Source organism: Arcicella gelida, assembly GCF_034931025.1.
In the GTDB taxonomy this organism is placed as follows: Bacteria; Bacteroidota; Bacteroidia; order Cytophagales; family Spirosomataceae; genus Arcicella; species Arcicella gelida.
This window is the reverse complement of record NZ_JAYGIL010000037.1, coordinates 37941-63027: the sequence shown is the minus strand read 5'-3', so window position 1 is coordinate 63027 and position 25087 is coordinate 37941. Positions and strand designations below refer to the sequence as shown.

General features: G+C 34.2%; 26 protein-coding genes. 22 read left to right on the top strand and 4 right to left on the bottom strand.

What is annotated here, in order from left to right:
• Nucleotides 1–170 precede the first annotated feature (170 nt).
• The 20 genes from VB776_RS21520 to VB776_RS21425 all read left to right on the top strand — a co-directional run bounded on the left by VB776_RS21520 (nucleotide 171) and on the right by VB776_RS21425 (nucleotide 18495).
• Nucleotides 171–713: a hypothetical protein gene (locus VB776_RS21520; RefSeq protein ID WP_323698936.1), complete on the top strand. Its 543-nt coding sequence runs from the start codon at nucleotides 171–173 to the stop codon at nucleotides 711–713.
• Between the two features lie 229 nt (nucleotides 714–942).
• Nucleotides 943–1959, top strand: coding sequence for a toll/interleukin-1 receptor domain-containing protein (locus tag VB776_RS21515; RefSeq protein WP_323698935.1), 1017 nt, complete (start codon nucleotides 943–945; stop codon nucleotides 1957–1959).
• A 118-nt stretch (nucleotides 1960–2077) separates the two neighbouring features.
• Complete coding sequence (locus VB776_RS21510) at nucleotides 2078–2350, top strand: hypothetical protein (RefSeq protein WP_323698934.1); 273 nt, start codon at nucleotides 2078–2080, stop codon at nucleotides 2348–2350.
• 49 nt (nucleotides 2351–2399) lie between these two features.
• Nucleotides 2400–2600 (top strand): hypothetical protein, encoded by a 201-nt coding sequence (locus VB776_RS21505; protein ID WP_323698933.1) that lies wholly within the window; start codon nucleotides 2400–2402, stop codon nucleotides 2598–2600.
• Between the two features lie 93 nt (nucleotides 2601–2693).
• On the top strand, nucleotides 2694–2891 hold the full coding sequence (locus VB776_RS21500; protein WP_323698932.1) for a hypothetical protein: 198 nt from the start codon (nucleotides 2694–2696) through the stop codon (nucleotides 2889–2891).
• Nucleotides 2892–3088: 197 nt separating this feature from the next.
• Nucleotides 3089–3757 carry a HEAT repeat domain-containing protein gene (locus VB776_RS21495; RefSeq protein ID WP_323698931.1) on the top strand — a complete coding sequence of 223 codons (669 nt, stop codon included), beginning with the start codon at nucleotides 3089–3091 and terminating at the stop codon, nucleotides 3755–3757.
• A gap of 196 nt (nucleotides 3758–3953) precedes the next feature.
• Nucleotides 3954–5810, top strand: coding sequence for a sensor histidine kinase (locus VB776_RS21490; RefSeq protein WP_323698930.1), 1857 nt, complete (start codon nucleotides 3954–3956; stop codon nucleotides 5808–5810).
• A 1-nt stretch (nucleotide 5811) separates the two neighbouring features.
• The gene (locus tag VB776_RS21485; protein ID WP_323698929.1) at nucleotides 5812–6576 is read left to right on the top strand and encodes a LytR/AlgR family response regulator transcription factor; all 765 of its coding nucleotides are present in this window, start codon (nucleotides 5812–5814) and stop codon (nucleotides 6574–6576) included.
• A 223-nt stretch (nucleotides 6577–6799) separates the two neighbouring features.
• Nucleotides 6800–7258, top strand: a complete 459-nt coding sequence (locus tag VB776_RS21480; protein ID WP_323698928.1) for an SRPBCC family protein — start codon at nucleotides 6800–6802, stop codon at nucleotides 7256–7258.
• Between the two features lie 143 nt (nucleotides 7259–7401).
• On the top strand, nucleotides 7402–8022 hold the full coding sequence (locus VB776_RS21475) for a dihydrofolate reductase family protein (protein ID WP_323698927.1): 621 nt from the start codon (nucleotides 7402–7404) through the stop codon (nucleotides 8020–8022).
• A gap of 84 nt (nucleotides 8023–8106) precedes the next feature.
• Nucleotides 8107–8502 (top strand): ribosomal maturation YjgA family protein, encoded by a 396-nt coding sequence (locus tag VB776_RS21470; protein ID WP_323698926.1) that lies wholly within the window; start codon nucleotides 8107–8109, stop codon nucleotides 8500–8502.
• 76 nt (nucleotides 8503–8578) lie between these two features.
• Nucleotides 8579–8968 (top strand): VOC family protein, encoded by a 390-nt coding sequence (locus VB776_RS21465; RefSeq protein ID WP_323698925.1) that lies wholly within the window; start codon nucleotides 8579–8581, stop codon nucleotides 8966–8968.
• A gap of 112 nt (nucleotides 8969–9080) precedes the next feature.
• Complete coding sequence (locus VB776_RS21460) at nucleotides 9081–9479, top strand: FKBP-type peptidyl-prolyl cis-trans isomerase (RefSeq protein ID WP_323698924.1); 399 nt, start codon at nucleotides 9081–9083, stop codon at nucleotides 9477–9479.
• 115 nt (nucleotides 9480–9594) lie between these two features.
• Entirely contained in the window at nucleotides 9595–10161 is a 567-nt protein-coding gene (locus VB776_RS21455; protein WP_323698923.1) for a dihydrofolate reductase family protein, read from the top strand.
• 425 nt (nucleotides 10162–10586) lie between these two features.
• Nucleotides 10587–13208 carry an ATP-dependent chaperone ClpB gene (clpB, locus tag VB776_RS21450; RefSeq protein ID WP_323698922.1) on the top strand — a complete coding sequence of 874 codons (2622 nt, stop codon included), beginning with the start codon at nucleotides 10587–10589 and terminating at the stop codon, nucleotides 13206–13208.
• 120 nt (nucleotides 13209–13328) lie between these two features.
• Nucleotides 13329–13901: a hypothetical protein gene (locus tag VB776_RS21445; protein WP_323698921.1), complete on the top strand. Its 573-nt coding sequence runs from the start codon at nucleotides 13329–13331 to the stop codon at nucleotides 13899–13901.
• 196 nt (nucleotides 13902–14097) lie between these two features.
• Nucleotides 14098–14868, top strand: a complete 771-nt coding sequence (locus VB776_RS21440; protein WP_323698920.1) for a hypothetical protein — start codon at nucleotides 14098–14100, stop codon at nucleotides 14866–14868.
• A 164-nt stretch (nucleotides 14869–15032) separates the two neighbouring features.
• Nucleotides 15033–15515 (top strand): hypothetical protein, encoded by a 483-nt coding sequence (locus VB776_RS21435; protein ID WP_323698919.1) that lies wholly within the window; start codon nucleotides 15033–15035, stop codon nucleotides 15513–15515.
• Nucleotides 15516–15925: 410 nt separating this feature from the next.
• Nucleotides 15926–17671, top strand: a complete 1746-nt coding sequence (locus VB776_RS21430; protein WP_323698918.1) for a GMC family oxidoreductase — start codon at nucleotides 15926–15928, stop codon at nucleotides 17669–17671.
• 167 nt (nucleotides 17672–17838) lie between these two features.
• Nucleotides 17839–18495 carry a gluconate 2-dehydrogenase subunit 3 family protein gene (locus tag VB776_RS21425; protein WP_323698917.1) on the top strand — a complete coding sequence of 219 codons (657 nt, stop codon included), beginning with the start codon at nucleotides 17839–17841 and terminating at the stop codon, nucleotides 18493–18495.
• A gap of 64 nt (nucleotides 18496–18559) precedes the next feature.
• Here VB776_RS21425 and lysA read toward each other — a convergent pair whose 3' ends face one another.
• Nucleotides 18560–19804 carry a diaminopimelate decarboxylase gene (gene lysA, locus VB776_RS21420; protein ID WP_323698916.1) on the bottom strand — a complete coding sequence of 415 codons (1245 nt, stop codon included), beginning with the start codon at nucleotides 19802–19804 and terminating at the stop codon, nucleotides 18560–18562.
• A 295-nt stretch (nucleotides 19805–20099) separates the two neighbouring features.
• Here lysA and VB776_RS21415 point away from each other — a divergent pair, with 295 nt between their 5' ends.
• Both VB776_RS21415 and VB776_RS21410 read left to right on the top strand, forming a co-directional pair.
• Nucleotides 20100–20531: an OsmC family protein gene (locus VB776_RS21415; protein ID WP_323698915.1), complete on the top strand. Its 432-nt coding sequence runs from the start codon at nucleotides 20100–20102 to the stop codon at nucleotides 20529–20531.
• Nucleotides 20532–20549: 18 nt separating this feature from the next.
• Nucleotides 20550–21344 carry a thymidylate synthase gene (locus VB776_RS21410; RefSeq protein ID WP_323698914.1) on the top strand — a complete coding sequence of 265 codons (795 nt, stop codon included), beginning with the start codon at nucleotides 20550–20552 and terminating at the stop codon, nucleotides 21342–21344.
• 80 nt (nucleotides 21345–21424) lie between these two features.
• On the opposite strand, the gene VB776_RS21405 is transcribed toward VB776_RS21410, so the two are convergent.
• From VB776_RS21405 to VB776_RS21395, 3 genes are all read right to left on the bottom strand, one after another.
• On the bottom strand, nucleotides 21425–23590 hold the full coding sequence (locus VB776_RS21405) for a xanthine dehydrogenase family protein molybdopterin-binding subunit (RefSeq protein WP_323698913.1): 2166 nt from the start codon (nucleotides 23588–23590) through the stop codon (nucleotides 21425–21427).
• Nucleotides 23591–23608: 18 nt separating this feature from the next.
• A complete protein-coding gene (locus tag VB776_RS21400; RefSeq protein WP_323698912.1) occupies nucleotides 23609–24097 on the bottom strand; it encodes a (2Fe-2S)-binding protein in 489 nt (162 codons plus the stop codon).
• Between the two features lie 137 nt (nucleotides 24098–24234).
• On the bottom strand, nucleotides 24235–25080 hold the full coding sequence (locus tag VB776_RS21395; RefSeq protein ID WP_323698911.1) for an SMP-30/gluconolactonase/LRE family protein: 846 nt from the start codon (nucleotides 25078–25080) through the stop codon (nucleotides 24235–24237).
• Nucleotides 25081–25087 lie beyond the last annotated feature (7 nt).

Here is a 25087-nt window from a genome sequence, read left to right as displayed (position 1 = left end):
TAAACCCATTCATAACTGGGGAATTATTATCAACCAATTTTACCTTATTTTTGACCAAAGAATCAAAAACAAATAATCAATACAAAAAACAACTTACACAAAATTAGGGATAGTGTCGCCTACGACTAGTTTGAGTTCTCTTAAATTTTTTAACTACCAATAACTATTGTATGGACAAATTTAATATAGATATCTTTACTTCAAAGCTCGCAATTGGCTCGTTGTGGATTGTTTCAATATTTCTTTTTACATGTGGTTTTTACAATATTTATCCCTTTGTTGAAAATCTTTCAAATACTAAAACTTGGACAGCCATTGTAACAATCCCAGTTTTAATTTTTTCTTATGTAATTGGTAGTATTGTTATTCATTTGAGTAAAACTTACATTTTCCCAATAAGCAAAACTTCAAGTGACGAGATTTTTAATTTTATTAAAATATCTCAAGAAAATAACCAGTACTTGATTAAGCGTTATGAGGAAACGCAATACCAATATGATTTTTTTTCAGCTACCATACCGACATGTATTTTTCTTGGTGTATCTGTTGTCTGGGGTGCGATAAGAGTGCTTAGTTCAAATATAGTTTTAGAATATACTTTGGTGATTTTAGGTTTGCTTACAGTTTCAAGCTCTTTTATTCTAAAATTTGTTATAAGAGACTTAAAAAATAGTTTAAATATTTTGGTGAAATCTATTGACACAACAGTGTAAAACAATAGCCATTACTATTTATTTGTAAAGTTATTAGTTAATTTTCCTTTGTTATTAGAATTTGTTTACCTACTGTAGCTCGTGTGTGTTAAGCCTAAAAGCTTGACCTTTGTAATTGAGAATAAAGAATAGCCTCACAAGATATAAATTGTAAAAACAATAATTAATATAAAAATTCAATATATAGATATTATTAGATATTTGTAAATAACAAGACCACTTAGAACAAATGAAAATATTCATCTCTCATTCATCTAAAAACAAAAATTACGGAGAAAAATTAGTTGAATTACTAAGAAGCTTGGGGATAAAAGAAAATGAAATAATTTTCACCAGTAACATCGCTTATGGCATACCTGTTGGACAGAATATTTTCAATTGGTTGAAGTCTCAAATTAGTGAAAAGCCTTTTGTGATTTATTTACTTTCAGAAGAATATTATGAAAGTGTTGCTTGCTTGAATGAAATGGGAGCAGCTTGGATTATAGAAAATCAGCACGCTTCTGTTTTTACACCCAATTTTAATTTATCGAGTAAAGAATTTCAAAGTGGCGCTTTGGATCCACGAGAAATAGGTTTCTACATAAACGAAAATGATAGGATTTTATCTTTTGTACAAGTACTTTCAGAATATTTTGAATTAACAAAGAATTCAATACTAATTTCACAAAGCGTAGAAAAATTCATTAAGGAAGTCAAAAATATAGAAAATTCTACAAAAAAAATTCATGAAGTACTCCAAGTTCCTCCTATAGAAAAAGGCTTAATGATTCAAACGCCAGAAGCTAATTCAGAATCTGAAGCTACAAATCGTAATTTACAAATAAGTAAAATAGGTTTATATAGTAAATTTTTGGACTTCATAAATTCAAAGAAAGTGAAAGATGATGAACTTATATTGTTGCACTATATTATTGAAACTGGAAGATTCAAATTGATGACTGGATGGAAAGAAAGTGATGAAATAGCCAGTATTAAAGAATGGGAAAAAATAAATGATATTAGCAGAGTTCTATCAATAAATTATTCAAGTGTTTTAAAAAGATATGAAATAAGAGGATTTATTGAAGTTTCTGCATTTACCTATTCAAATTATCCCAAAGAAGTAAAAATTAAAGATGATATACAAGAAAATTTATTAGACCTGCCTTCAGAAATATCAGAAATCATTTATAATGCTGTTCAAAGAAACTATTTTGAGCATAAAGAAGAAATGAATATAAATAATTTTGATGTTCCATTTTAGATAAATATTTAATTACGCCCGCTACTCTAAGTATTTTTCACGCAGCCTCTTAATACAAAAATTTGATTCAAATTTAACATTACCGAATTGATAAACTTTTTTAACGTAGCAATGTAAAATGAATGCAAAAAAGAAATTATCAGAAATGACTGTGGATGAGCTTTATGCTGAAAAAAGAAGGTTGGATGACACAATTCCTTCTACCAAAAACACTAAATACACGTTAATCAGCATTGGCTTACTGGTTACCATCATTCTGTTACTCATTTATGCCATGAAAGATAGTTTTAGCTACATCTTAACAGGAATAATTATTTGGTTGGTTTATTCATTTGTAAAAAGAATTAATGCTGGTAATGAAATTATTAAAGAAATAAAATCACGTCGCTGAGGAGGATAGAATTCCCTATAGACACTTTAACATTTAGACAATTACACAAATGGAAACTAAAAAAGGTTTAAATTTTTTTTTCGTAATTATTGCCATCATTTCTGGGAAAAAATTATTCGAAAAATTTGATGTCGCAATTTTAAATTTTGATGAACCCTTTCAGTCAATTATTTACATTATTTACATTCTCGGCTTTGTCTCTTCAATTTGTGGACTAATAATGAACAACAAAAATCTATTTAAAAAATAGAATGCTTCTCAGACTGCACTGTAAAGCAAGATTATGGACATTTTTAATACGAATCAAATTAACTTTTTTGGGTTTTAAACAAAAGATATAATCATGAAGAATTTTAAATACGTTTTTTTGATACTCGGTTTATTTTATTTGCTTGAAGTAATTTACGCTTTTATCAAGCCAAAAGCATCGTATGAAGTTCTATCATTTGATGTTCCTTTTTACGCATTTATTATTTATCGATTATTTTTTGGCGTTGCATTTATCATGCTTTTTAGAAACATAGGGAATACCAAAGAATAACCATTATTCATTTTTGCCCTACCATTGTAAAGCATAGCGTTACTGCATAAAACAGAATACTTCTTTTGAAAAGAAGATGATTTAATACCGTTGGTGATAAGTATTAAAAACACAATCTAAAGACCAAGCCACAGGCTTGAACCATTAGAGCTTACACTATAAATGAAGAGAAAATCAAACCTTAAACATATATTACCATGAAAAGAACAATTTTAATTTTATTAACTACACTATCACTAACTTCTTGCTTAGCAAGAAGATATGAAGAAGTGAAAACAAATTCTGATGTAATCAATATTGAGTCTAATAATGACGAACATTACCCAACGCTTTCAACAGTTGCCTTAAACGATAGTGGGAGTAAAGAAAGTGAGATTGAAATAGAAGGGCTTTCAAATCAATCGACACTCTCTACAATAGCTTTAAACGACGAAGATGTTGAAGTAAGAAAGTTGGCTGTCAGTAAACTAACAATTCAATCAACGCTTTCAACGGTTGCCTTAAATGAGCAAGATATTGACGTGAGAAAATTAGCAGTAAAGAAACTAACAGAACAGCAGACACTTGCCACAGTGGCTTTAAACGACGAAGACGTTGAAATAAGAAAGTTGGCTGTCAGTAAACTAACAATTCAATCAACGCTCTCAACAGTTGCCTTAAATGAACAAGATATTGAAGTGAGAAAATTAGCCGTAGAGAAACTAACAGAACAGCAGACACTTGCTACTGTGGCTTTGAATGAGGATAACGTTGAAATAAGAAAGTTGGCTGTCAGTAAACTAACAATTCAATCAACGCTTTCAACGGTTGCTTTAAATGATAGCAACAGTGAAGTAAGAAAATTAGCGTTAAAGCAATTAAAATAGTTTTGGTAAAAATTTGCTATATCACGAAATATTTTTCCTTATAATTTCAAAATCAAAAACGTCACAAAGTTCTTTCTTTGTGGCGTTTTTGGGTTTAAATGCAGTTTACATCTCTATTGTGCAGTTTGCAAGAAACTTGTTTTTGTCAAACAACTATTATAGTTCTTTTGTGGCATAAACATTTAAATTTACAACCATGAAAAAATTACGCTACTTATTTGTCTTCCTCATTTGGGGAACGACTTGTTTTTCTCAAGACCATGAAAAGCTTCCTGCAAAACCTTGGGAAGAGATTGTAGAAATGAAATCTACGCTTAACAACACATTAGAAAAATGGGAAATTGATATTTGTGTTCGTTTAGAAGGAAACTATACTAAAAGTGATTCTATCGCTATCGGTAACATCTTAAAAAAGTTAGATGCTTTAACCGAAACTATATCAATCCAATTTTCAACATCAGACAACCCCAATTTTATCATTAAGTTTTCAGATACAAATGTATATGAAGAACCAGGGAAACATCATGTTTTAAATAGTCGTTTAAGCAGTATAAATGGCAATGGTTATAGCAATGGAGAACTTTACATTTATAAAATTGACAAAACGGATTTAGAAATTAGAAAATCTTTAGAGTCAAAAATTGCACGTTCATTAGTTGGGTCTGGGTTTACTTACGTTCGAGCAAGAGAAATAAGGAACAGTATTTTTAATCCATTAACTGATTTTTCAAATGAAAATATTCCTTTGACTGATGAAGATCAGGCAATTATTAAAGAAGTTTACAAAAAAGGCTTCGAAGAAAGACTGGTAAAAGCAGAAAGTCAATTTAAAGAAAGTGTATTAAAAAAGATAGAAGATGCTAAAATTTCAAGTAGAGATACTTCTTTATGGTGGGTAAAAAACCCAGTTGCTGTTATATTTTTACCTGCACTTATTTTAATATTATTAGGTCTGTTTTTTATTCATAAAATATATCAATCAGTAAGTATTAAAGTAAAGCAAGATTGGCTTCAGTTTGGTATTGTAGCTGTAATAGCATTGCTTTTTGTAGATATAATAATCGTATTCTGTATTTCTTTTTATGATTTTTTAACGATATCAGATGATTCTGACTATACTCACATATACAGAAGTAAGCCACTCTCATCAACCACATTATTGCTAGCAATTTTATTTCCTTTTCTCTATTTGTTTCGTTTTATTGAGTTGAAAATTCAAAAAACAGTAAAAAACTTATTGGCAAAGACTGGATTAATCTTTTTATCAACGGGATTTTTGCCTTTTGGATGTTTGTTTATTTTATTTTTTATCATGAAAAATAAACTTAATTACCAACAAGATTATTTAGCTTTATCACAAATATTTTTACTGTTGATGGCAATTGCATCGCTAAGAGCATTAATAGGTTACTTTATTTTTAAAGAACGAAATTTGATTATCGAAAATGAAACAAAGCTTGCCAATTTAAGAGAACTAAAAGCAAAAGCCGAATTAAAATCGTTACAATCCCAAATAAATCCTCATTTTTTGTATAATTCTTTAAATTCGATTGCCAGTTTAGCACCAGTAGATGCTCAGAAAACCCAAAAAATGGCTCATTCCTTATCGGATTTGTTTAAATATTCCATCAACCGAAAAGATAAAAAAACGAGTACCGTTCATGATGAAGTGGAAATGGTAAAAACCTATTTAGACATTGAGAAAATTCGTTTTGGTGAGCGTTTGCAATTTACTGTAACGGTAGATAAAGATTTAGAAAACCATAAAATCCCTTTATTTTTAATTCAGCCATTGGTTGAAAATGCCGTGAAACATGGGATTTCAAGAAACGAAGGCGTAGGCAAAATTGGTCTAAAAATTGCCAAAGAACACAATGAAATAACTATTGCAGTAAGCGACAATGGTCCTGACTTTCCTGAAGGTTTATTAAGTGGTCATGGTTTACAAACGGTTTTTGATTTGTTACGATTGACGTATGGAGACACAGCTACTTTAAATTGGACAAATACACCCGAAAAAATGATTGTTATTACTATTCCAGAAACTTTATAAAATGAACAAACGCTATTCCACCATCATTATCGACGATGAAGCACCAGCCAGACTAGGGTTGCTTAATTTACTAAAAGAATTTCCTGAGACTTTTGATGTTATTGACTCTGCACAAAACGGAACGGAAGCACAACAAAAAATTGAAGCATTAAATCCAGATATTATTTTTTTAGATATTGAAATGCCGGGTTGTACAGGTTTTGAATTATTGGCACGATTAAAAACTATTCCAATGGTTATTTTTTGCACGGCTTACGATCAATATTCTTTAGAAGCTTTTGAAACCAACAGTATTGATTATTTAATTAAACCAGTTAAATTAGAACGTATTGAAAAAACCGTTCAGAAATTAAAAAGCTTTCATATCAAAAGTTCTTCCGATGAAATCTTAAAAGTGTTAAAAGAGATTACCAATAGAAAAGAACATAAAAAAATGACTTCTATCACGGTTAAAAAAAACGATAAAATCATTTTTATAAAACTGGAAGATATATCCTTTTTTGAAGCTGATAGTAATTATACAAGCATCCATTCAGAAATGGGAACGTTTTTAAGTACAGAAACGATTGCAAGTTTAGAGAACAAGTTACCCGATAATTTTTTACGCATTCATAGAGGAATAATTCTGAACAAAGATTATATCAAAGAAGCACAAAAATATTTCAACAGTAAATATATCATTACGCTGAATGATACTAAAAATACAAATATTACTTCGGGAAGAAGTTATTCAGAAAGTATAAAAATTAATCTTGGATTTTATTAGAAATCAATAACACTTACTGCTGCATTGTTAAGCAAAGCGTCACTTGTGCTAAAATAGAATATTTCAGTTTCAAACTGAAATAATTTAAAAGTCCAAACCACAGGCTTGAACCAGTAGAGGAGTCGTGGGATAGCTTAGGGATAGTTTGAGGTTATGTTAAACGATTGCAAAGTATGATGGAAAATAGTAACTTGAAATATTAATTTAAACGATATTTAATAGTATGGAAAAGTTACAATTCAAAGTAAGCATCAATGCTCCTGCGACCAAGATATATGATTTTATGCTTGGTATTAACAATAAATCAACTTATGAAGAATGGACTTCTTTGTTTAACCCAACATCTACCTATGAAGGAAGTTGGGACAAGGGAAATAAAATGCTATTTGTTGGTGTAGATGAGAATGGAGAAAAAGGAGGGATGGTTTCTAAAATAGCAGAAAACATTCCCAACCAGTTTGTTTCGATTCAACATTATGGTCTTTTAAAAGCTGACCAAGAAATTACGGAAGGATCAGAAGTGGAAAAATGGGCAAACGGATTTGAAAATTATACTTTCGAAGAAAACAATGGGACTACAACCGTTATTGTTGACTTAGACACCGCAGAAGATTTTGTAGATTATATGAACGAGAGCTACCCCAAAGCACTCGATAAGTTGAAGGAAATTTGTGAAAAATAACAAATTCAAAAATACCTTAAAAATGCAAAAAAACAGCTACAGTCTAAAACATTGGTTTGGAGATACGTTGGCTGATTACTTCTATTAAAGATTTGCTAGTTAATGGTAACAAACAAGAACTCCTAATTTACAGATAAGAAAATATGAGTAGAATAATTTTCGACAGTGGAATATCTCTTGATGGTTTTTTTGCAGGAGATAACAGAAGTCCCCAAAATCCTATGGGTGGTGTTTCAGGACAAATTCATTCTTGGATGTTTAATCAAAAAGCATTTTGGGAATATTTAGGATTTGAAGGAGGCGAAGAAGATGGACCTGATGGGGAATTTATTAGGGGAACAATTGAACGAACTGGTGCATTCATTATGGGAAAACGTATGTTTGAAGAAGGCGAAGCCAGTTGGCCAAATAACCTATACAAAACTGACGTTTATGTACTAACACACGAAAAGAGAGAACCTTGGGTTCAAGAAGGAACGACAACTTTTTACTTCATAAATGATGGAATAGAAAGTGCCTTAGACAAAGCAAGACAATCAGCAAAAGGAAAGGACGTAAGAATACAAGGTGGTGCAAACACAATTCAGCAATTTCTAAACGCAGGACTTATTGACGAGTTTTTTATTCATATTGCACCTGTTTTTTTAGGAAGTGGTATCAGACTCTTTGAAGGTATTGACAAAGACAAATATGACATACAAATTGAAGAGGTAACACCGTCAGACTTGACAACCCATTTAAGATATAAACTGATAAAGAAATAGCAAAAAGACTAGCTAGCACCAGTTTGGCAAATAGTGGAGTTGAACTGCTAAATTTAAGTTTTAAGAAATTGTAAACTGTTATCAATGAGCAGTATCCTGAAATTTAACTGGAAGTATTTTATCATAGCAATTTTGTTATTTGTTGTTGAAGTACTTATTGCGATGTTCGTTCATGACCAATTCATTCGCCCTTATTTTGGTGACTTTTTAGTGGTCATACTGATTTATTGTTTTGTAAAGTCATTTGTAGATACTCCATTTCTTAAAATAGCTATAGCTGTTTTAGTTTTTTCTTTTACGTTAGAGGTTTTGCAATACTTTGATATTGTTACCAAAATTGGTTTAGGGCATTCAAAATTAGCTAGAACTGTTATAGGGACATCGTTTGAATGGATTGATTTAATTGCCTATACGTTTGGAATCGTTTTTGTGATTTATGTAGAGAATAGGCTTTATTCAACTAATGTGAGAAAGCATTAAGTACACGCACTTCTCTGAATCACAATATTATTACTGTTGTATAAAAATCTAATGTCTTTCTAAAAGAACTAATAACATGAATGCTACTAATACTTTTTTCGCTCCAGAACTTTATATCAATAATGGAGTAAAAGACATTTCCTTTTATGAAAATGCCTTTGGTGCAACAGAGAATCTATGTTTTAGAAATGAAGATGGTAGCATTCATGTAGCAGAGTTTTGTATTGACGGTGCTATTTTTCATGTTCATGAAATTACTTCTATTAAATTCTTCTCTCCTGATAAACACAATGGCTGTACTTGTTGCATTGGTTTATTTGTGCCAGATGTAGATGCTGTAATGAACCAAGCAATCATGGCGGGTGCAATAGAAATCAGTCCCGCAGAAGATTATGAATATGGCTATCGACAAGGAACAATTCAAGACCCTTTTGGGCATTATTGGCAAATACAAAAAAAGATATAATAATGGCTAAGAACGTCTTTCGATTAGTTTCAGGCTTCTCGAAGTTTACAAATCTTAGTATTTACAAAATGCTGAATCAGTATCATCACAACAACAAAATATAAATGAATTCATGAAACCATTTGCAATAATATTTTTACTCTTAATATTAACGAGCTGTTCGGATAACATTGTTACGACAAAATCAGGATTACAATATCGTATTGTAGAAAAAGGAACTGGCATTAAAGCCAAAGCTGGAGATGAAGTTTTTATTTATGAAACTACAAGCTATAGAAATGGCACTGTTCTATATTCAAATTATAATTCAAAATCGCCTGTAAAAGTGTTGATTGGCGGTAATCAAGCGACAGCCGCAGTGGACGAAGGATTAAGAGGTATGCGAGTTGGGGAAATTAGAGAACTAACCGCTCCTCATTTTCTAGTGAAAAGAAAAGGTTATCCACCCAATGTTTCTCCTGACTCAACTTTAGTTATTAAAATGAAATTGGATAGAATTAAAAGAAGGTAAAATTCCTATTGATGATAATATAACAGCTTGAAAATGTCGTAATTAGACCCTAGATTGACGCATCGAGGCCTTTATGAAAAGCCCTTTTAAGCTACATTTGTAAAAACAAAGCACAATGAGAAAGCTAAAATTACAAATGAGATTTTCAGTTGATGGATTCGTAGCAACGCCTGACGGTAACGAAGACTGGTCTTGGTATCCAGACGAAAAAGGCTGGCAATTAATCAATGAATTGGCAGATACTTCTGATACTTTATTGATTGGGAGAAAGATGTCTGAGGCTTTTATTCCACATTTTGAAGGATTTAAGCCCGAGGATAATAAGTATGATTTCGCCCAAAAGATGGTGAATATTCCAAAAGTGATTTTTACCAAAACTTTAGATTCTCCCTTTGGTAAAAACACTACTTTAGCCAAAGGAAATCTGGCGGAGGAAATTGTCAATTTGAAAAAGCAAGCAGGCAAAGATATTTTGGTATATGGCGGAGCAAGTTTTGTGGCATCACTCATCGCAGGAGGACATATTGACGAGTTTTATTTATTCGTTACGCCAGTACTCATTAATAAAGGGCTAAGGATTTTTGATTTGTTGGAGTATCATCAAAAACTAAGCTTAATCAGCGTTACTCCATTAAAATCTGGTGTAGTAGTTTTGTGTTATCAATTGAATAAGAAAAACTAAGAGTGTGATTTTCCCTTTTTTTGTCGTTGGAAGTAAGATGATGATAATGGCAAACCTATGCGGTTGCCATTTGTAGGTAAAACGGCAACCGCAAGGGTTTGCCGCTACACTAATAATATAAGATGTTATCGTCATTGGCTCGTTGCTCTCGCCCGCCTAATTGGTCTTGACGACCTCATGAAAATACCGACAATGGCTGAAATCTTTAAGTCCCAAACTCCAAAACTCTTGCTTCTTGTATCTTGTCTCTTTTATCTTAAAGTCCTCCAATCTTAAAGTCCTAAAGTCTCAAAAACAGTCATTTTGGCTTATAAAAATCAGCTATTCGCAGAAAAATCAGCCATTATTTCCGAAAAAACAACTTGGCTTGGCTTTTGTTAAACAAAGTCTATCAGTGATTGAAAATATAAAAATCATTTTACACAATGAATTTTAATAAATATACAACCAAGACTCAGGAGGTAATCCAACACGCTGCTTCGATTGCCTCAGCCAATGGACAACAAGCCATTGAAACGGGACATTTGCTAAAAGCCATTATCGACGAAGAGCCGAATACTTCGGAGTTTTTGATGAAAAAATTGAATGTAAATCAAGCACTTTTTTCTTCTAAACTTGAAAATATTGTAAACGCCTATCCAAAAGTTTCTGGCGGAGGTCAGCCTTATTTAGCCAACGACGCTGCCGCTGCCTTTACCAAAGCAGAAAGTTTATTAAAGGAGTTTTCGGATGAATTTGTATCCATAGAATTATTATTATTGGGCATCCTTTTAGGGAAAGATTCTGTGGCAAGTTTGATGAAAGATAGTGGATTCAGAGAGAAAGAATTAAAGAGTGCCATCAAAGAACTAAGAGGAAACACAACCGTGAAAGACCAAAACGCAGAAGCAACTTATCGTTCATTAGAACGTTATGCTCGAAACCTAAACGAATTAGCCAAAGCTGGAAAGATAGACCCAGTGATTGGTAGAGACGAAGAAATTCGTAGAGTATTACAAATTCTATCAAGACGTACCAAAAACAATCCAATGTTGGTAGGTGAACCGGGTGTAGGTAAAACCGCCATCGTAGAAGGTTTGGCACAAAGAATTGTGATGGGCGACGTACCCGAAAACCTAAAATCTAAACAGATTTATACGTTAGATATGGGTTTACTCATCGCTGGAGCAAAATATAAAGGTGAGTTTGAAGAAAGATTAAAAGCGGTTATCAAAGAAGTAACCGATGCCGAAGGGGAAATCATCATGTTTATTGATGAGATTCATACCTTGATTGGTGCAGGTGGTGGCGGAGATTCGGCGATGGATGCTGCCAACTTATTGAAACCAGCCTTGGCTCGTGGCGAACTTCATGCGATTGGTGCAACTACTTTGAAAGAGTACCAAAAGTATATCGAAAAAGACAAAGCTTTGGAACGTCGTTTCCAAATGGTAATTGTGGATGAACCAGATATTACCGATGCGATTTCTATCTTGAGAGGTATCAAAGAAAAGTATGAATTACACCACGGCGTAAGGATTCAGGATGATGCCGTCATTGCAGCCGTTGAGTTATCAAGTCGTTATATTTCAGACCGTTTCTTGCCAGATAAAGCCATTGATTTAATGGACGAAGCTGCTGCAAAAATGCGTATGGAAATAGATTCAGTGCCAGAAGAAATTGATGCTTTGAAACGTAAAATCATGCAATTGGAGATTGAACGTGAGGCAATCAGACGTGAAAATAACGTAGAGCGTGAAAATATTATCAGCAGAGAATTGGCAGAACTCACCGACAAGAAAAATAACTTGATGGCGAAATGGGAAGGTGAGAAATCTGTCTTAGACGAAGTACGCAAAGAAAAAGAAAATATCGACCGCCTAAAATTAGAAGCTGAACAAGCTGAACGTGCTGGCGATTATGGCAAAGTAGCCGAAATTCGTTATGGTAAATTAGTTGAAGCAGAAAACAAGCTCAAACAATTACAAAGCGGAAAATCAGTCGATAAAAATGGCGAAGCCCCGATGTTGCAAGAAGAAGTAACACCAGAAAACATTGCCGAAGTAGTGGCAAAATGGACGGGCGTTCCTGTTTCAAAAATGATGCGTGCCGAACAAGAAAAACTCTTGCATTTAGAAGTAGAATTGGGCAAAAGAGTAGCAGGACAAGAAGAAGCAATTGAAGCGATTTCGGATGCAGTTCGTCGTTCAAGAGCAGGAATGCAAGACCCCAAACGTCCGATTGGTTCGTTTATTTTCTTAGGAACTACGGGTGTTGGTAAAACCGAATTAGCGAAAGCTTTAGCAGATTACTTGTTCAACGATGAGAATGCGATGGTCAGAATTGATATGTCGGAGTACCAAGAACGTCATGCGGTAAGCCGCTTGGTGGGAGCTCCTCCGGGATACGTTGGTTATGACGAAGGCGGACAATTGACCGAAGCCGTTCGTAGAAAACCATACTCTGTTATTTTGTTGGATGAAATCGAAAAAGCTCATCCAGATGTTTGGAACATTTTGTTACAAGTATTAGACGACGGTCGTTTGACGGACAATAAAGGTAGAATTGCTAATTTCAAGAATACCATTATCATCATGACTTCTAACATTGGTAGCCATATTATCCAAGAAAAAATGGGCGAAATGGAAGGTTGGAACAACCATATCGTGATGGAAAAAGCCAAAGAAGAAGTAATGGTTTTATTGAAACAAGTAGTAAGACCAGAATTTTTGAACCGTGTGGATGAAATTGTGATGTTTGAACCTTTGACCAAAGAAAATTTGAGTCAGATTGTGAGAATTCAATTCAAACACATCCAAGACCGTTTGAAAGAACAAGGTATCACACTTGAAAGTACAGACGAAGCTTTGGTAAAACTTGCCGAAGAAGGTTATGAACCAACAATGGGTGCAAGACCTTTGAAAAGAGTAATGCAAAGAAGAATCTTGAACGAATTATCGAAACAAATCCTCGGAAATTACATCAACAAAGATGCCGTAGTAATGATGGAAGTAGATGACGAAGGAGCGATTAAGTTTGAAAATGTGGGGAAATTGGAAGTGGAGTAAAGCCTAATTGACCGAATAATAAAAATAAGATAAATATTTGTAAGCCAGCCTTTTAAAGGGCTGGCTTTTTTGTTATGTTTAAGCTATAATTAATCAACCAATTTAACTTGAGATAATATCATGAATATCATTTGCAATGTATTAGCGCTGCTGATAGTCTTTGGAGCAATTTATTTGTCCTACAGTACCAAAATTCTAAAAGACCCAGAAGTTGACCATCCACAGTATGGCAAAATTGAAATGTATAGCTTTGCCAGAACGCAAGGATTATGGTGGACAACGCTCATTGGAGCATGCTTTGTGATTGGTTTCGGAGCGAATGAAGAAGTAATCAATTTGAACGCAACTTGTTTGGTATTATTGAGTATTGGCGTAGGAACAAATGCTATCGGCGGAATTATAGATACACCAAAAGATGATGATGAAAAAACGGATGATGTTACTCCTCAGAATATTTTCAAAAAACGAATTCCTCATTTTTTGAGAGATATTCTTTCAGATTCTACTGGAATAACCGTTTATCGTTATCAAGCCTTGATTTTTAACCTAATTTTTAGTGTAGTTTTCTTAGTTGAATTCCTTGAAAATATATCAAATAATAAAATGCAATTTCCAGTATTTGAGAATGAAACTTTAGGATTGATGGGAATCAGTGCCGCTACTTATTTAGGCATGAAAGCTAATGAAAAATAGAAAATACTGTTCACATAGATATGATAAATTCAAAATAGTCGTCTGTTTTATGGGCGACTATTTTTGTTGGAGGTCTATCAAGGCTTATCATATTGATATTGTGTTATTTAGTGTTTTTGAAGGTTTGATAAAAGATAAATAAATCTTATCTTGACAAAAGATTTACCAATTAAATTATTCCAAGAACTCTCGAAATATGAAAATAATACTCAGCATAATTTTTATTGTTCATTCATTAATAGCTTTTTCTCAAAATACTTGTCATAATGATATTTTGAATGGAGAAAAGATTGATACTAATGATAAAACTACGCAATTGATTGAAAATGATTTTTCGGATTTATGGACTAAAACGGATAATTACAATGTATTGGGTGTTTTAGGAAATGATTTTCAGCGTATTAAAGTAAAAATTCTTACGATAGTTAAAAATAGGAATAAGCCAGACGAGTATTTAGTTTATGGGAAATCGAATGTAAAGAATAATGTTTGTGATTTTGTCGGGAGAATTATCGTAGAAAAAATTCAAGAAACAAAGCGAGAGCAATTTGGCGTAGATAATCAGGCGAAAGATGCCATCAAAACGCAAGGAATTCTTATTGCAAAGTATGAATTCTTTGAGAATAAAAATCAACCTCATACGGGTGTTTTTGCTGGACAAGTACAGACTAAATGGTACATCAATAAGGATAACCAACTGAAGTATGATGACGTCAATTTACTTTCGGATGGCTATTTTAATAACGCTTTTGTTGGTACTTGGACGATGTATAATTCTACTAAATCACGAATCTGTAATTGGGCAGATTATAGAGTGCCAAGTATTTTATGTGATTTTGATTTAGGGGTAGGAGAGTTTAATCCTAACGAAAAATATTTTGATAAAGGTTGGCAAAGTTATGCTAAAGCCTTTTTATCGAACGAAGAACAAGCAAAAAATGAAGAATTTGCTGAATGGTGGAGGTAAGTAATTTGTGATTTAATGAATGAGTGATTTAGTGATTAATAATATTCGTCATTGCAGGTATAATTACAAAAAATGGTCGAAAATATAAAGATGGTGGCGGGAGCTTACAAAGTAATTGATTAAAACGTACTTGTTAACCTTTTCATAATTTAAACCTTATTCTTATGATTGCCTCTCTATCACAACTCGGAATTTTCCACACAGTTATTTCCATCATTGCCCTTATTTTTGCGGGTATCGCATTATTTAGCGAAGGATTGATTAAACCATTTGGCAAATTGGGAAAGTATTACAGTGTACTTACTGCAATTGCTTGTATTTCATCTTTTTGGCTTTCCAAAACGGGGAAGTTCAATCCGGGACATGCCATTGGGATTTTAATTCTTCTTTTATTGATTTTGGCGTATTATTTAGGAGATAAAGTACTTGCAAAAAGTAAAGCACTTTATGTTCAAACTTTCAGTATGTCCACTACTGTTTTTCTTTCATTAATTCCTGCTGTAAATGAAACCCTTTCACGTTTACCAGTCAGTCAACCTTTGGCTAATGGACCAGATTCTCCTATCGTTCAAAATGTAGTGAAAGTATTATTGGTACTTTTAATCGCAGGATTAGCGGGACAGTATTTTAAGCTTAAAAAGGCTTGATTTCAAAAATAGTTGAATAACAATCCCGAAGTAATAATTGATATTTAGATATTTTCCAGATTTAACTTGAAGCCTAATTCTGTATTTTAAATCATCATTTTGTTACTTCTGGATTTGAAATGAATAGCTATCACACAATAAAATTTGAAATTCCTTCTCCATTATTAAAAGTAATCTATTTCCTTTTCTTGCATACTTTTAAATAAATCTTTGCAATAAATGCAAGTAATTGTAGTTTTTCAGATAAATTAGACTGTTTTTCTGCTTTTTATGCGGTTTTTTGTATGGAAATAAAAATCCTTAAACGATTTAATATTGATTTCTCATAAAAAAGGACATAAACTAAGTTTTAAAAGATTACTTTCAAGTTTCGATTCAATCATTCATTTCAACCTAAAAATCATTTATAAATGTTGGACTTTCAAATTAAAGAACAATCAACAGTTTATGATGTTGTCATCATTGGTTCGGGTGCGGGCGGTGGTATGGCAGCTTACGAGCTTACCAAAGCTGGTGCAAAAGTTTGTGTACTAGAGGCAGGTCAATATTACGACCCAGCCGACCCAAAATATATTACTCAATTAAAAAGTCCTTGGGAGTCTCCTCGTCGTGGTGCTTCAAGTACTCGTGCTTTCGGTGATTTTGACGCTGCTTATGGTGGTTGGGATATTGAGGGCGAACCTTACACACATAAAGACGGTACAAAATTCGACTGGTTTCGTTCAAGAATGCTAGGAGGAAGAACCAATCACTGGGGAAGAATTTCCTTACGTTTTGGCCCAGATGATTTTAAAAGAAAATCTATTGACGGTTTGGGCGAAGACTGGCCAATTGGTTATGATGACGTAAAACCATATTACGATTATGTAGATAAATTGATTGGTGTTTTTGGCACAAACGAAGGAAGAAGAAACGACCCAGATGGCTACTTTTTGCCTCCTCCAAAACCCCGTTTGCACGAATTAATGTTAAAGAAAAGTGCAACGAATATTGGTATTCCTGTGATTCCATCACGCCTTTCAATCCTTACCAAACCTATTAATAAAGACCGTGGACAGTGTTTTTATTGTAGCCAGTGTAATAGAGCTTGTCAGGCTTATGCCGATTTTTCTTCTTCATCAGTTTTGATGATTCCTGCGATTAAAACAGGAAATTGTACATTGATTACCTACGCAATGGCTCGTGAAGTATTAACAGACCCAACAACAGGTTTGGCAACGGGTGTTTCGTATGTGGATACTCGTACAATGACGGAGAAAGTCGTAAAAGGAAAAATTGTAATTTTAGCAGCGAGTGCTGGTGAAACGGCTCGTTTGTTATTAAACTCAAAATCTGCACGTTTCCCGAATGGTTTAGCTAATTCAAGCGGTATCGTTGGTCGTTATATTAATGACTCTACAGGTGCATCTCGTTCTGCAATTATTCCAGCTTTGTTTGATAGAAAACGTTATAACGAAGATGGAGTAGGAGGCATGCACGTTTACACGCCGTGGTGGGGCGATAATAAAAAATTAGATTTCCCAAGAGGTTATCACATCGAATATGGCGGAGGTATGGGTATGCCTGCTTATGGTTTTGGGTGGGGCATTGAAGGCATCAATGAAAAATTCCCTACTCGTGAAGGTATCAAAAAAGCGGCTGGTGGTTACGGTGCATCTTTGAAAGAAGATTATCGTCGTTTCTACGGAGCGTATATCGGTATGGCGGGACGTGGTGAACCTATACCAGATTACAATAATTATTGTGAAATTGACCCAACTGTGGTTGATAAATATGGTATTCCTGTATTGCGTTTCCATTATAATTGGTCAGATTACGAAATCAAGCAAGCAAAACACATGCAGGATACTTTTGAACAATTAATTACAGAAATGGGCGGAACTCCATTAGGTAAAAAACCTGATGCAAGTACGAATTACGGTTTGGCCGACCCAGGAAGAATTATCCATGAAGTAGGAACTGCCAGAATGGGCAAAGACCCGAAAACATCGGTCTTGAATTCAAATTGTCAGGCACATGATGTGAAGAATTTGTTTGTAGCGGATGCAGCACCTTTTGTTTCGCAAGGAGATAAAAATGCTACTTGGACAATCTTGGCTTTATCGGCTCGTACTTCAGAATTTATTATTAATGAAAAGAAGAAAGGAAATCTGTAGGTAAGAATTATGAGTTATTGATTATTAATTTAAAGTGCTGTTATTCAGAAATTTAATTTATAAAATGTAGCTTATCTCATAGATGCTAGTCAATGCTTGATTAGTAATTTTACTTGATTAATTGCTATTTTCAAATTTCCAAATCATCAAATTTTCAAATTATTATTATGAAAAGAAGAGATTATTTAAAAAATATAGGGCTTTCATCATTGGGTATGGCCGTGGTGAGCCAAGAATCAGTAGCCATGGAGCTATTGCAAGGACCAAAGCCTAAACCAAAAACTACCAAAGCAACTACTCCCGCTGTTCCAAAATATAATTATGGTAGAACAGAAGATGAAATAGCTCGTGATGCTAAATTATTGGCAGAAAAATTCTTCAATGACCATGAAATGAAAACCATCACGGTATTGGCAGATATTATTATTCCTGCAGATGAGCATTCAGGAAGTGCTTCCCAGTCGGGAGTACCAGCTTTTATAGAATTTATCGTAAAAGATCAACCAAATTTTAAAACGCCTATGCGTGGAGGATTACGTTGGTTAGATTCGGCTTCGATAAAGCGTTTTGGAAAGACTTTTATTCTTTGTACCCAAAAAGAGCAAATCAGTTTAGTAGATGAAATTGCTTATCCAAATCAGGCAAAACCAGAAGTATCGCAAGGGGTGAATTTCTTTTCTTTGATGAGAAACCTAACGGCTTCTGGTTTTTATTCTTCTGAAATGGGTCATCATGATATTGGCTATGTAGGTAATAGACCAAACAATTGGGAAGGAGTACCAGAAGAAGTTTTAAAACAATATGGTTTGAGTTACGACTCTTGATAAAAAAATGGACGGGATTTACATCTCGTCCATTTTTATTTTACGGGATGAAATCCCGTTTTACTTATACTTCTACACTCACAAGATTTCTTACAATATCATCAAAAGTTTCTCTTTTACGAATCAATTTTGCTTCACCATTAATTATCAGTACTTCGGCAGGAAGTAATCTTGAATTATATTGTGACGCCATCGAGAAACAATAAGCTCCCGCATTTTTCATCGCAATGATGTCTCCAGCCTTTACTTTATTTATCAAACGTTCGCCTTGTTTTCCTTCTGGAGTCCATGAGAAAGTATCTGTTTCACAGATATAACCCACCACTCTGTATTCGTCTTGTTCAGATTCATCTTCGTTAGAAGCATTAAAAATATCATGATAAGAACCATACATCATCGGACGCCCCAAGTGATTTAAACCAGAATTGACACATACAAAAGTTTTGATTGGGTCAACTTTTACAGTATTGGCAGTCGTCAAGAAAGTACCTGCTTCACTTACCAAAAATTTGCCCGGTTCAAACCAAAGTTGTAATTCACGACCATATTTTTTAGAGAAATCCAAGAAAGCATTGCTCAATACTTCGCCTACTTCTTGCATATCAGTTACGATGTCGCCGTCTTTGTAAGCCACTTTGAAACCTCCGCCCAAGTCGATAATTTCTAAATCTTTGAAACTAAAAGCCATTTCCAAAATCGCACTAGCAGCTTGAGTGAAAGCATCTGCATTTTTTACATCAGAACCCGTATGTTGGTGTAACCCGATAATTTTCATATCATATTTTTCAACAATTGCCAAAATTTCAGCTTTTTGGTGAATCGAAATACCAAATTTAGATTCTGGATGCGCAGTCATGATTTTTTCGTTTCCACCTCCAAAAACGTGTGGTTTCAAACGAATCAAAGCACCTTTGGTATTACCAAAACGTTGTCCGAATTTTTCCAATACGTCCAAATTATCCAAATTGATTCTTGTTCCCAATTCAGCCGCCAATTCGATTTCATCAAAAGAAACACCACTTGGCGTAAAAGTAATTTGCGAGCCTTCGTAGCCAGCCATCATCGCCAAACGTAATTCTTCAGGCGAAACCACATCAATTTCAACACCATGCTTTCGCATTAATTTCAAAATAGCCAAATTGGTGTTGGCTTTGCAGGCATATTTTATTTTGAGATTAACATTCTTGAAAGAATCACGAAGAATGGATATTTTTTCGATAATTTTGTCAGCGTCATAGACGTACAAAGGCGTTCCGAATTGATTAGCTAAATCAGTAAGTTTGATGTTTTGGATTTGGTAATAAGACATATTTTGAAATTGGGATTGCGAAATTCTTTCTTACTCTTTGAAAACAAATTTTAAGTCTATTAAATCAATAGATAGAACTGCAAAGATACTCCCAACGATTCAGCAACTGAAAACAAAATGTCCTAAAATTTGAATTTGTTGATGGAATTTGTGTCCAAATTCATTTCAATCTTCTCTTGAGTATTTGTAATCAGTAAAAAAGCCTAATTTTGAACTTTATATTTTTTCGAAAAGTTGTAGTTGTAAATCCTCTTAGCTAATACTTTAGTTAAGTATTTCATAAATCTCAAAAGCGATGCAAGTAGAATTAGTTAGAATAGACGATGCCTTTCATTTTCAGGCAAACGGTATGTCGGGAGTACCAGTAGATATTGATGCTGCTGAAAATATTGGTGGACATAATGCGGGTTCTCGTCCGATGGAATTATTATTGATGGGTTTAGGTGGCTGTACAGCTATCGACGTGATTTTAATCATGAAAAAACAACGCCAAATAATTGAAGATTTAAAGATTTCTGTTTCGGGCGAACGTGTGAAAATTGAAGGGACAGAAATGACACCTTTCCGCAAAATCAATATTCATTTCAAATTCAAAGGAAATATTGTAGAAGAAAAAGCGAAAAAAGCAATTGAATTATCTATGGAAAAGTATTGTTCAGCAACTGCACAATTTAGCGGTTCAGCTGAAATTACGCATACTTTCGAAATAGAACCAGTTTTAGTTTAGTAATTTAAAGAAGTAACAATGCAACAATATCATACGCTTTTAAAGCATATTCTTGAAAACGGAACAGAAAAAACTGACCGTACAGGTACTGGTACAACCAGTATTTTCGGTTATCAAATGCGTTTCAATTTACAAGAAGGTTTTCCATTAGTGACGACTAAAAAAGTACATTTAAAGTCGATTATCCATGAATTACTTTGGTTTATTAATGGCGATACCAATATCAAATATTTAAAAGATAATGGAGTAGGTATTTGGGACGAATGGGCAAATGAAAATGGCGATTTAGGTCCAGTTTATGGCAAACAATGGAGAAGTTGGACAGCACCAAATGGTAAAGTAATCGACCAGTTGAAAGAAGTAATTGATACTTTAAAGAAAAGTCCCGATTCAAGAAGAATCATTGTAAGTGCTTGGAATGTTGGAGAATTATCGGAGATGGCTTTGATGCCTTGTCATGCACTTTTTCAGTTTTATGTAGCCGATAATAAATTGTCTTGCCAATTGTATCAGCGATCGGCTGATGTGTTTTTGGGTGTACCTTTCAATATTGCTTCTTATGCGTTATTAACAATGATGATAGCACAAGTATGCGATTTGGAAGTAGGTGATTTCATTTGGACAGGTGGCGATACTCATATTTATTCAAACCATTATGAGCAAGTAGCCACACAGTTGGCTCGTGAACCACGTGAATTACCAACCATGAAAATCAATCCTGCCGTGAAAAGTATTTTTGATTTTAAATTTGAAGATTTCACGTTAGAAAACTATCATCCTTATCCGGGCATCAAAGCACCTGTAGCAGTTTAGCTATAAGATTTTAAAAGGTTAATCATAAAAAAGGAATTCTCTTGATTGAGAGTTCCTTTTTTATGATTAACCTTTTTTACTTATCCAATATTATCAATATCAAAAGGCAAAGTACGAATTCTTGTACCTGTTAAATTATAAATAGCATTGCAAAGTGCTGGAGCGAATGGTGGTAAGCCTGGTTCGCCTACGCCTCCTGGTGCTTCTTGATTATCAACAATATACACTTCGGTTTTTGGCATTTCGTTGATTCTCAAAACATTGTATTGATGGAAATTACTTTGCTCAGTTAATCCGTCTTTGATAGTAATACCATTTTTAATGGCAGCGGTCAAACCCATCACAATATTACCTTCTGTTTGGGCTTTGATATTGTCTGGATTCACCGTCATTCCACAGTCGATTACTGAAACTACTTTTTCGATTTTAACGCCTTTCCCACTTTTTGAAACCGTAACTGCATGAGCTACAATTGTTCCAAATGAACGAGCAACGGCTATCCCAATGGCTTGTCCTTCTGGTAATTTCTGATGATAATTAGCCTTTTTTGCTAAAGTTTGTAATACTCTACTAAATCTTGGAGCGTCCGCCAACATATCCAAACGGAAAGCTAATGGGTCGGTTTTTGCCGCATGAGCTAATTCATCAATAAAACTTTCTTGTCCAAAAGCCGTCGTTGAAGAATAAACCGAACGCCACCAAAGTATTGGAATATCTGTTTCTGCTAAATGGAAACTCGCTTTACGACTTGCAAAATCATAAGGACTATCTTCTGTATTAGCTGTTTCAATTGCCCAATCGTCTGGGGCATTTTTCAATGGATTCCCAAATACTTGATGCTGAATAGAGCTACCTACAATTTTATGATTGTGTGCTACTACATTTCCTTTTTCATCCAAACCTCCTTGCATTGCCGATAACATTCCCGGACGGAATGGCCCTTGCATCGTATCATCTTCACGTGTCCAAATTACTTTTACGGGAGCATTTACTTGTTTTGAAAGATTTGCCGCTTCCAAAACATAATCGAAATAAGCTTTTCTTCCGAAAGCACCGCCCATAAATGGTACGTTTACTTTTACATTTTCAGGTTTGATTTTCAAGTAGGCTGCTACTTGTGGAATCAATCCGTCTGGTCCTTGAATAGGTGCCCAAATTTCTACTTTATCACCTTGCACCCAAACGGTAGCATTTTCTGGTTCTAGTGGTGCATGTGCCAAGAAAGGTGTTTCGTACTGTGCTTCTACTTTTTTTGTTGCACTTCCAAAAGCTTTATTGAAATCACCTACTTTTTCATTTTTGTATTCTATTCCGTCAGTTTTGGCTAGATTCCTTAAATTTTCAAAATAAGCATCAGTTGAGATTTTATCAGAACCTTGTGCATCCCAATTGATTTTCAACGCTTTTCTTCCTTTCAAGGCTGCCCAATATGTATCAGCAATTACGGCTACGGCTTCAACTGCTTTATGAGGCATTTTACGTTCTGTTTTTACCACGTATTTTACGCCTTTTACTTTCATCGCTGCTGAACCATCGAAGCTAACAACTTTCCCATGAATGGTTGGTGAACGTTCGATACTTGCATATAACATTCCTGGAATATCTGAATCTATCCCGAAAACGGCTGTTCCATTTACTTTTGAAGGAATTTCTGGGCGTGGTACTGATTTTCCCAACAATTTAAAGTCCTTTTGGTCTTTTAATTTTGGTTCTTTCGGAATTTCTAATTTTGAAGCTTCTTCTACTAATTCACCATAAGTATAAGATTTACCCGATGGTTTATGAAATACTTTTGCTTCTAAAGCATAGCATTCAGAAACAGGTACTTGCCATTTTTTACTGGCTGCAGTAATCAACATTTCTTTTACTGCTGCACCTGCTTTACGCATCGGTAGCCAACGAGTACGTACGGACGACGAACCGCCAGAAAGCTGTGCTCCATATTTTCCTTGTCCGTCTGTATTGCGGATTTCTACTTGGTCTAAAGTAACCTCTAATTCTTCTGCAATTAAAAGCGGAAGCGATTGATAAGTACCTTGTCCCATATCTGGGCGTGCATTGAAAAGGATAATTTTACCATCGTCATTAATTAAAATGTAAGGATTTAATTCTATTCCTAAAGCACTTGCACTGCTTGTATCAATTTTGTGTAGGCTTTCTGCTTTACCGATTGATGGTAAAGAGAAACCTATCGCCAACATGGTGCTGGCTTTTATAAAGTCCCTGCGTGAGTTTTGCTGTGTCATTTTTTTGCGGTTTTAAAATTACTTGCCAGTAGAATTACCACTATCTTTCATTAATTCGGCTGCTCTATGAATTGCCTTACGAATACGTGGATAAGTACCACAACGACAAATATTTCCTGACATCGCTTCATCAATATCTGAATCTGTTGGATTACTCTTTTCCTTCAATAAAGCTACTGCCGACATGATTTGTCCTGACTGGCAATAACCACATTGTGGTACTTGTTCTTCAATCCAAGCTTTTTGAATAGCACTATCGGTATTCACTGAAATACCTTCAATCGTTGTGATTTTGTTTGTGGCTTTCAACGTAGAGATTGGCGTTGAACATGAACGAATCGGTTGACCGTCTAAATGAACAGTACAAGCACCGCAAAGTGCCATACCACAACCAAACTTTGTACCTTTTAAACCTACGTGGTCACGAATGACCCACAAAAGAGGAGTGTCGGCATCAGCATCTACATTATACTTTTTGCCATTTACATTGAGATTATACTTTGCCATGTTTTTAATTGATTTAGCTTTAAGCTGTAGGCTATAAGCTGTAAGCATGAAGAGTTAAGTCTGTTGGAGTATATTACATTTATTTAAGAACGATTCTATAAAAAGCTTACAGCCTATAGCATAAAGCCTATAGCATTCTATTCAACCGAATAAGCTAACACTTTGTTCTTTAGGAAAGTTGGAATTAACATTAGTTTTTTATTGGGGATATATTCAAAATCAGCCGTATTTACTTTTGCATCAGCTAAATCAAGAACCAATTGTGTTTTTCCTTCTGTGTTGATATACCAAACTTTTCCTCGCCATTCAGAAGCAAAATAACCTTTTTTGCCGTCTGATAAAATACCATCAATGCCGCCCATTCCTTCTGTAATGGTTGAAAATTGTTGTGATTGTAAATCATAAGCCAAAATTTTACCATCACCATTGCCAACAATCAATTTCCCATTTTCAAAGAATACTCCATTCGGATTTTTGAGCGGAGCACCTTCAACCACTTTTACAATTTGTCCTTTTTCTAATTTCCACAGTCTGTCCGAACGCATATCAGTGAAATAGACAATTTTATTTTTGCTATCCACACTAACATCATTCAAGAACTTAGCATCAGGCACTTCGTATTTATGCAATACTTTACCTGTTTTTGGGTCAATTTCTACTAATTTAAAGATTTCAGCAACATACAATTTTCCATCTAAAAAGCCCATTCCTTTTGTAGAATGCAGGTTTTCGCTAAGTTTTAATTGAGTGATTTTTCCTGTTAAATCAATTTTTGCAATAAAGCTTTTTTCATTCGTAGCCGCAGGACCACCATTGATGCAGGATACAAAAACAGTGTTTGATTTAGGTTCGAATAAGATAGATTCTGGCGTGGTTAGCGTGGTGTCTGTTTCCCATAACTTTTTTAAGGTTACTTGCGAGAAAGCGTAATTTGAAGAAAGTACTAAGCCAAAGAATGCTACGATTTTAAAAGATTTTTTCATTAGTTTT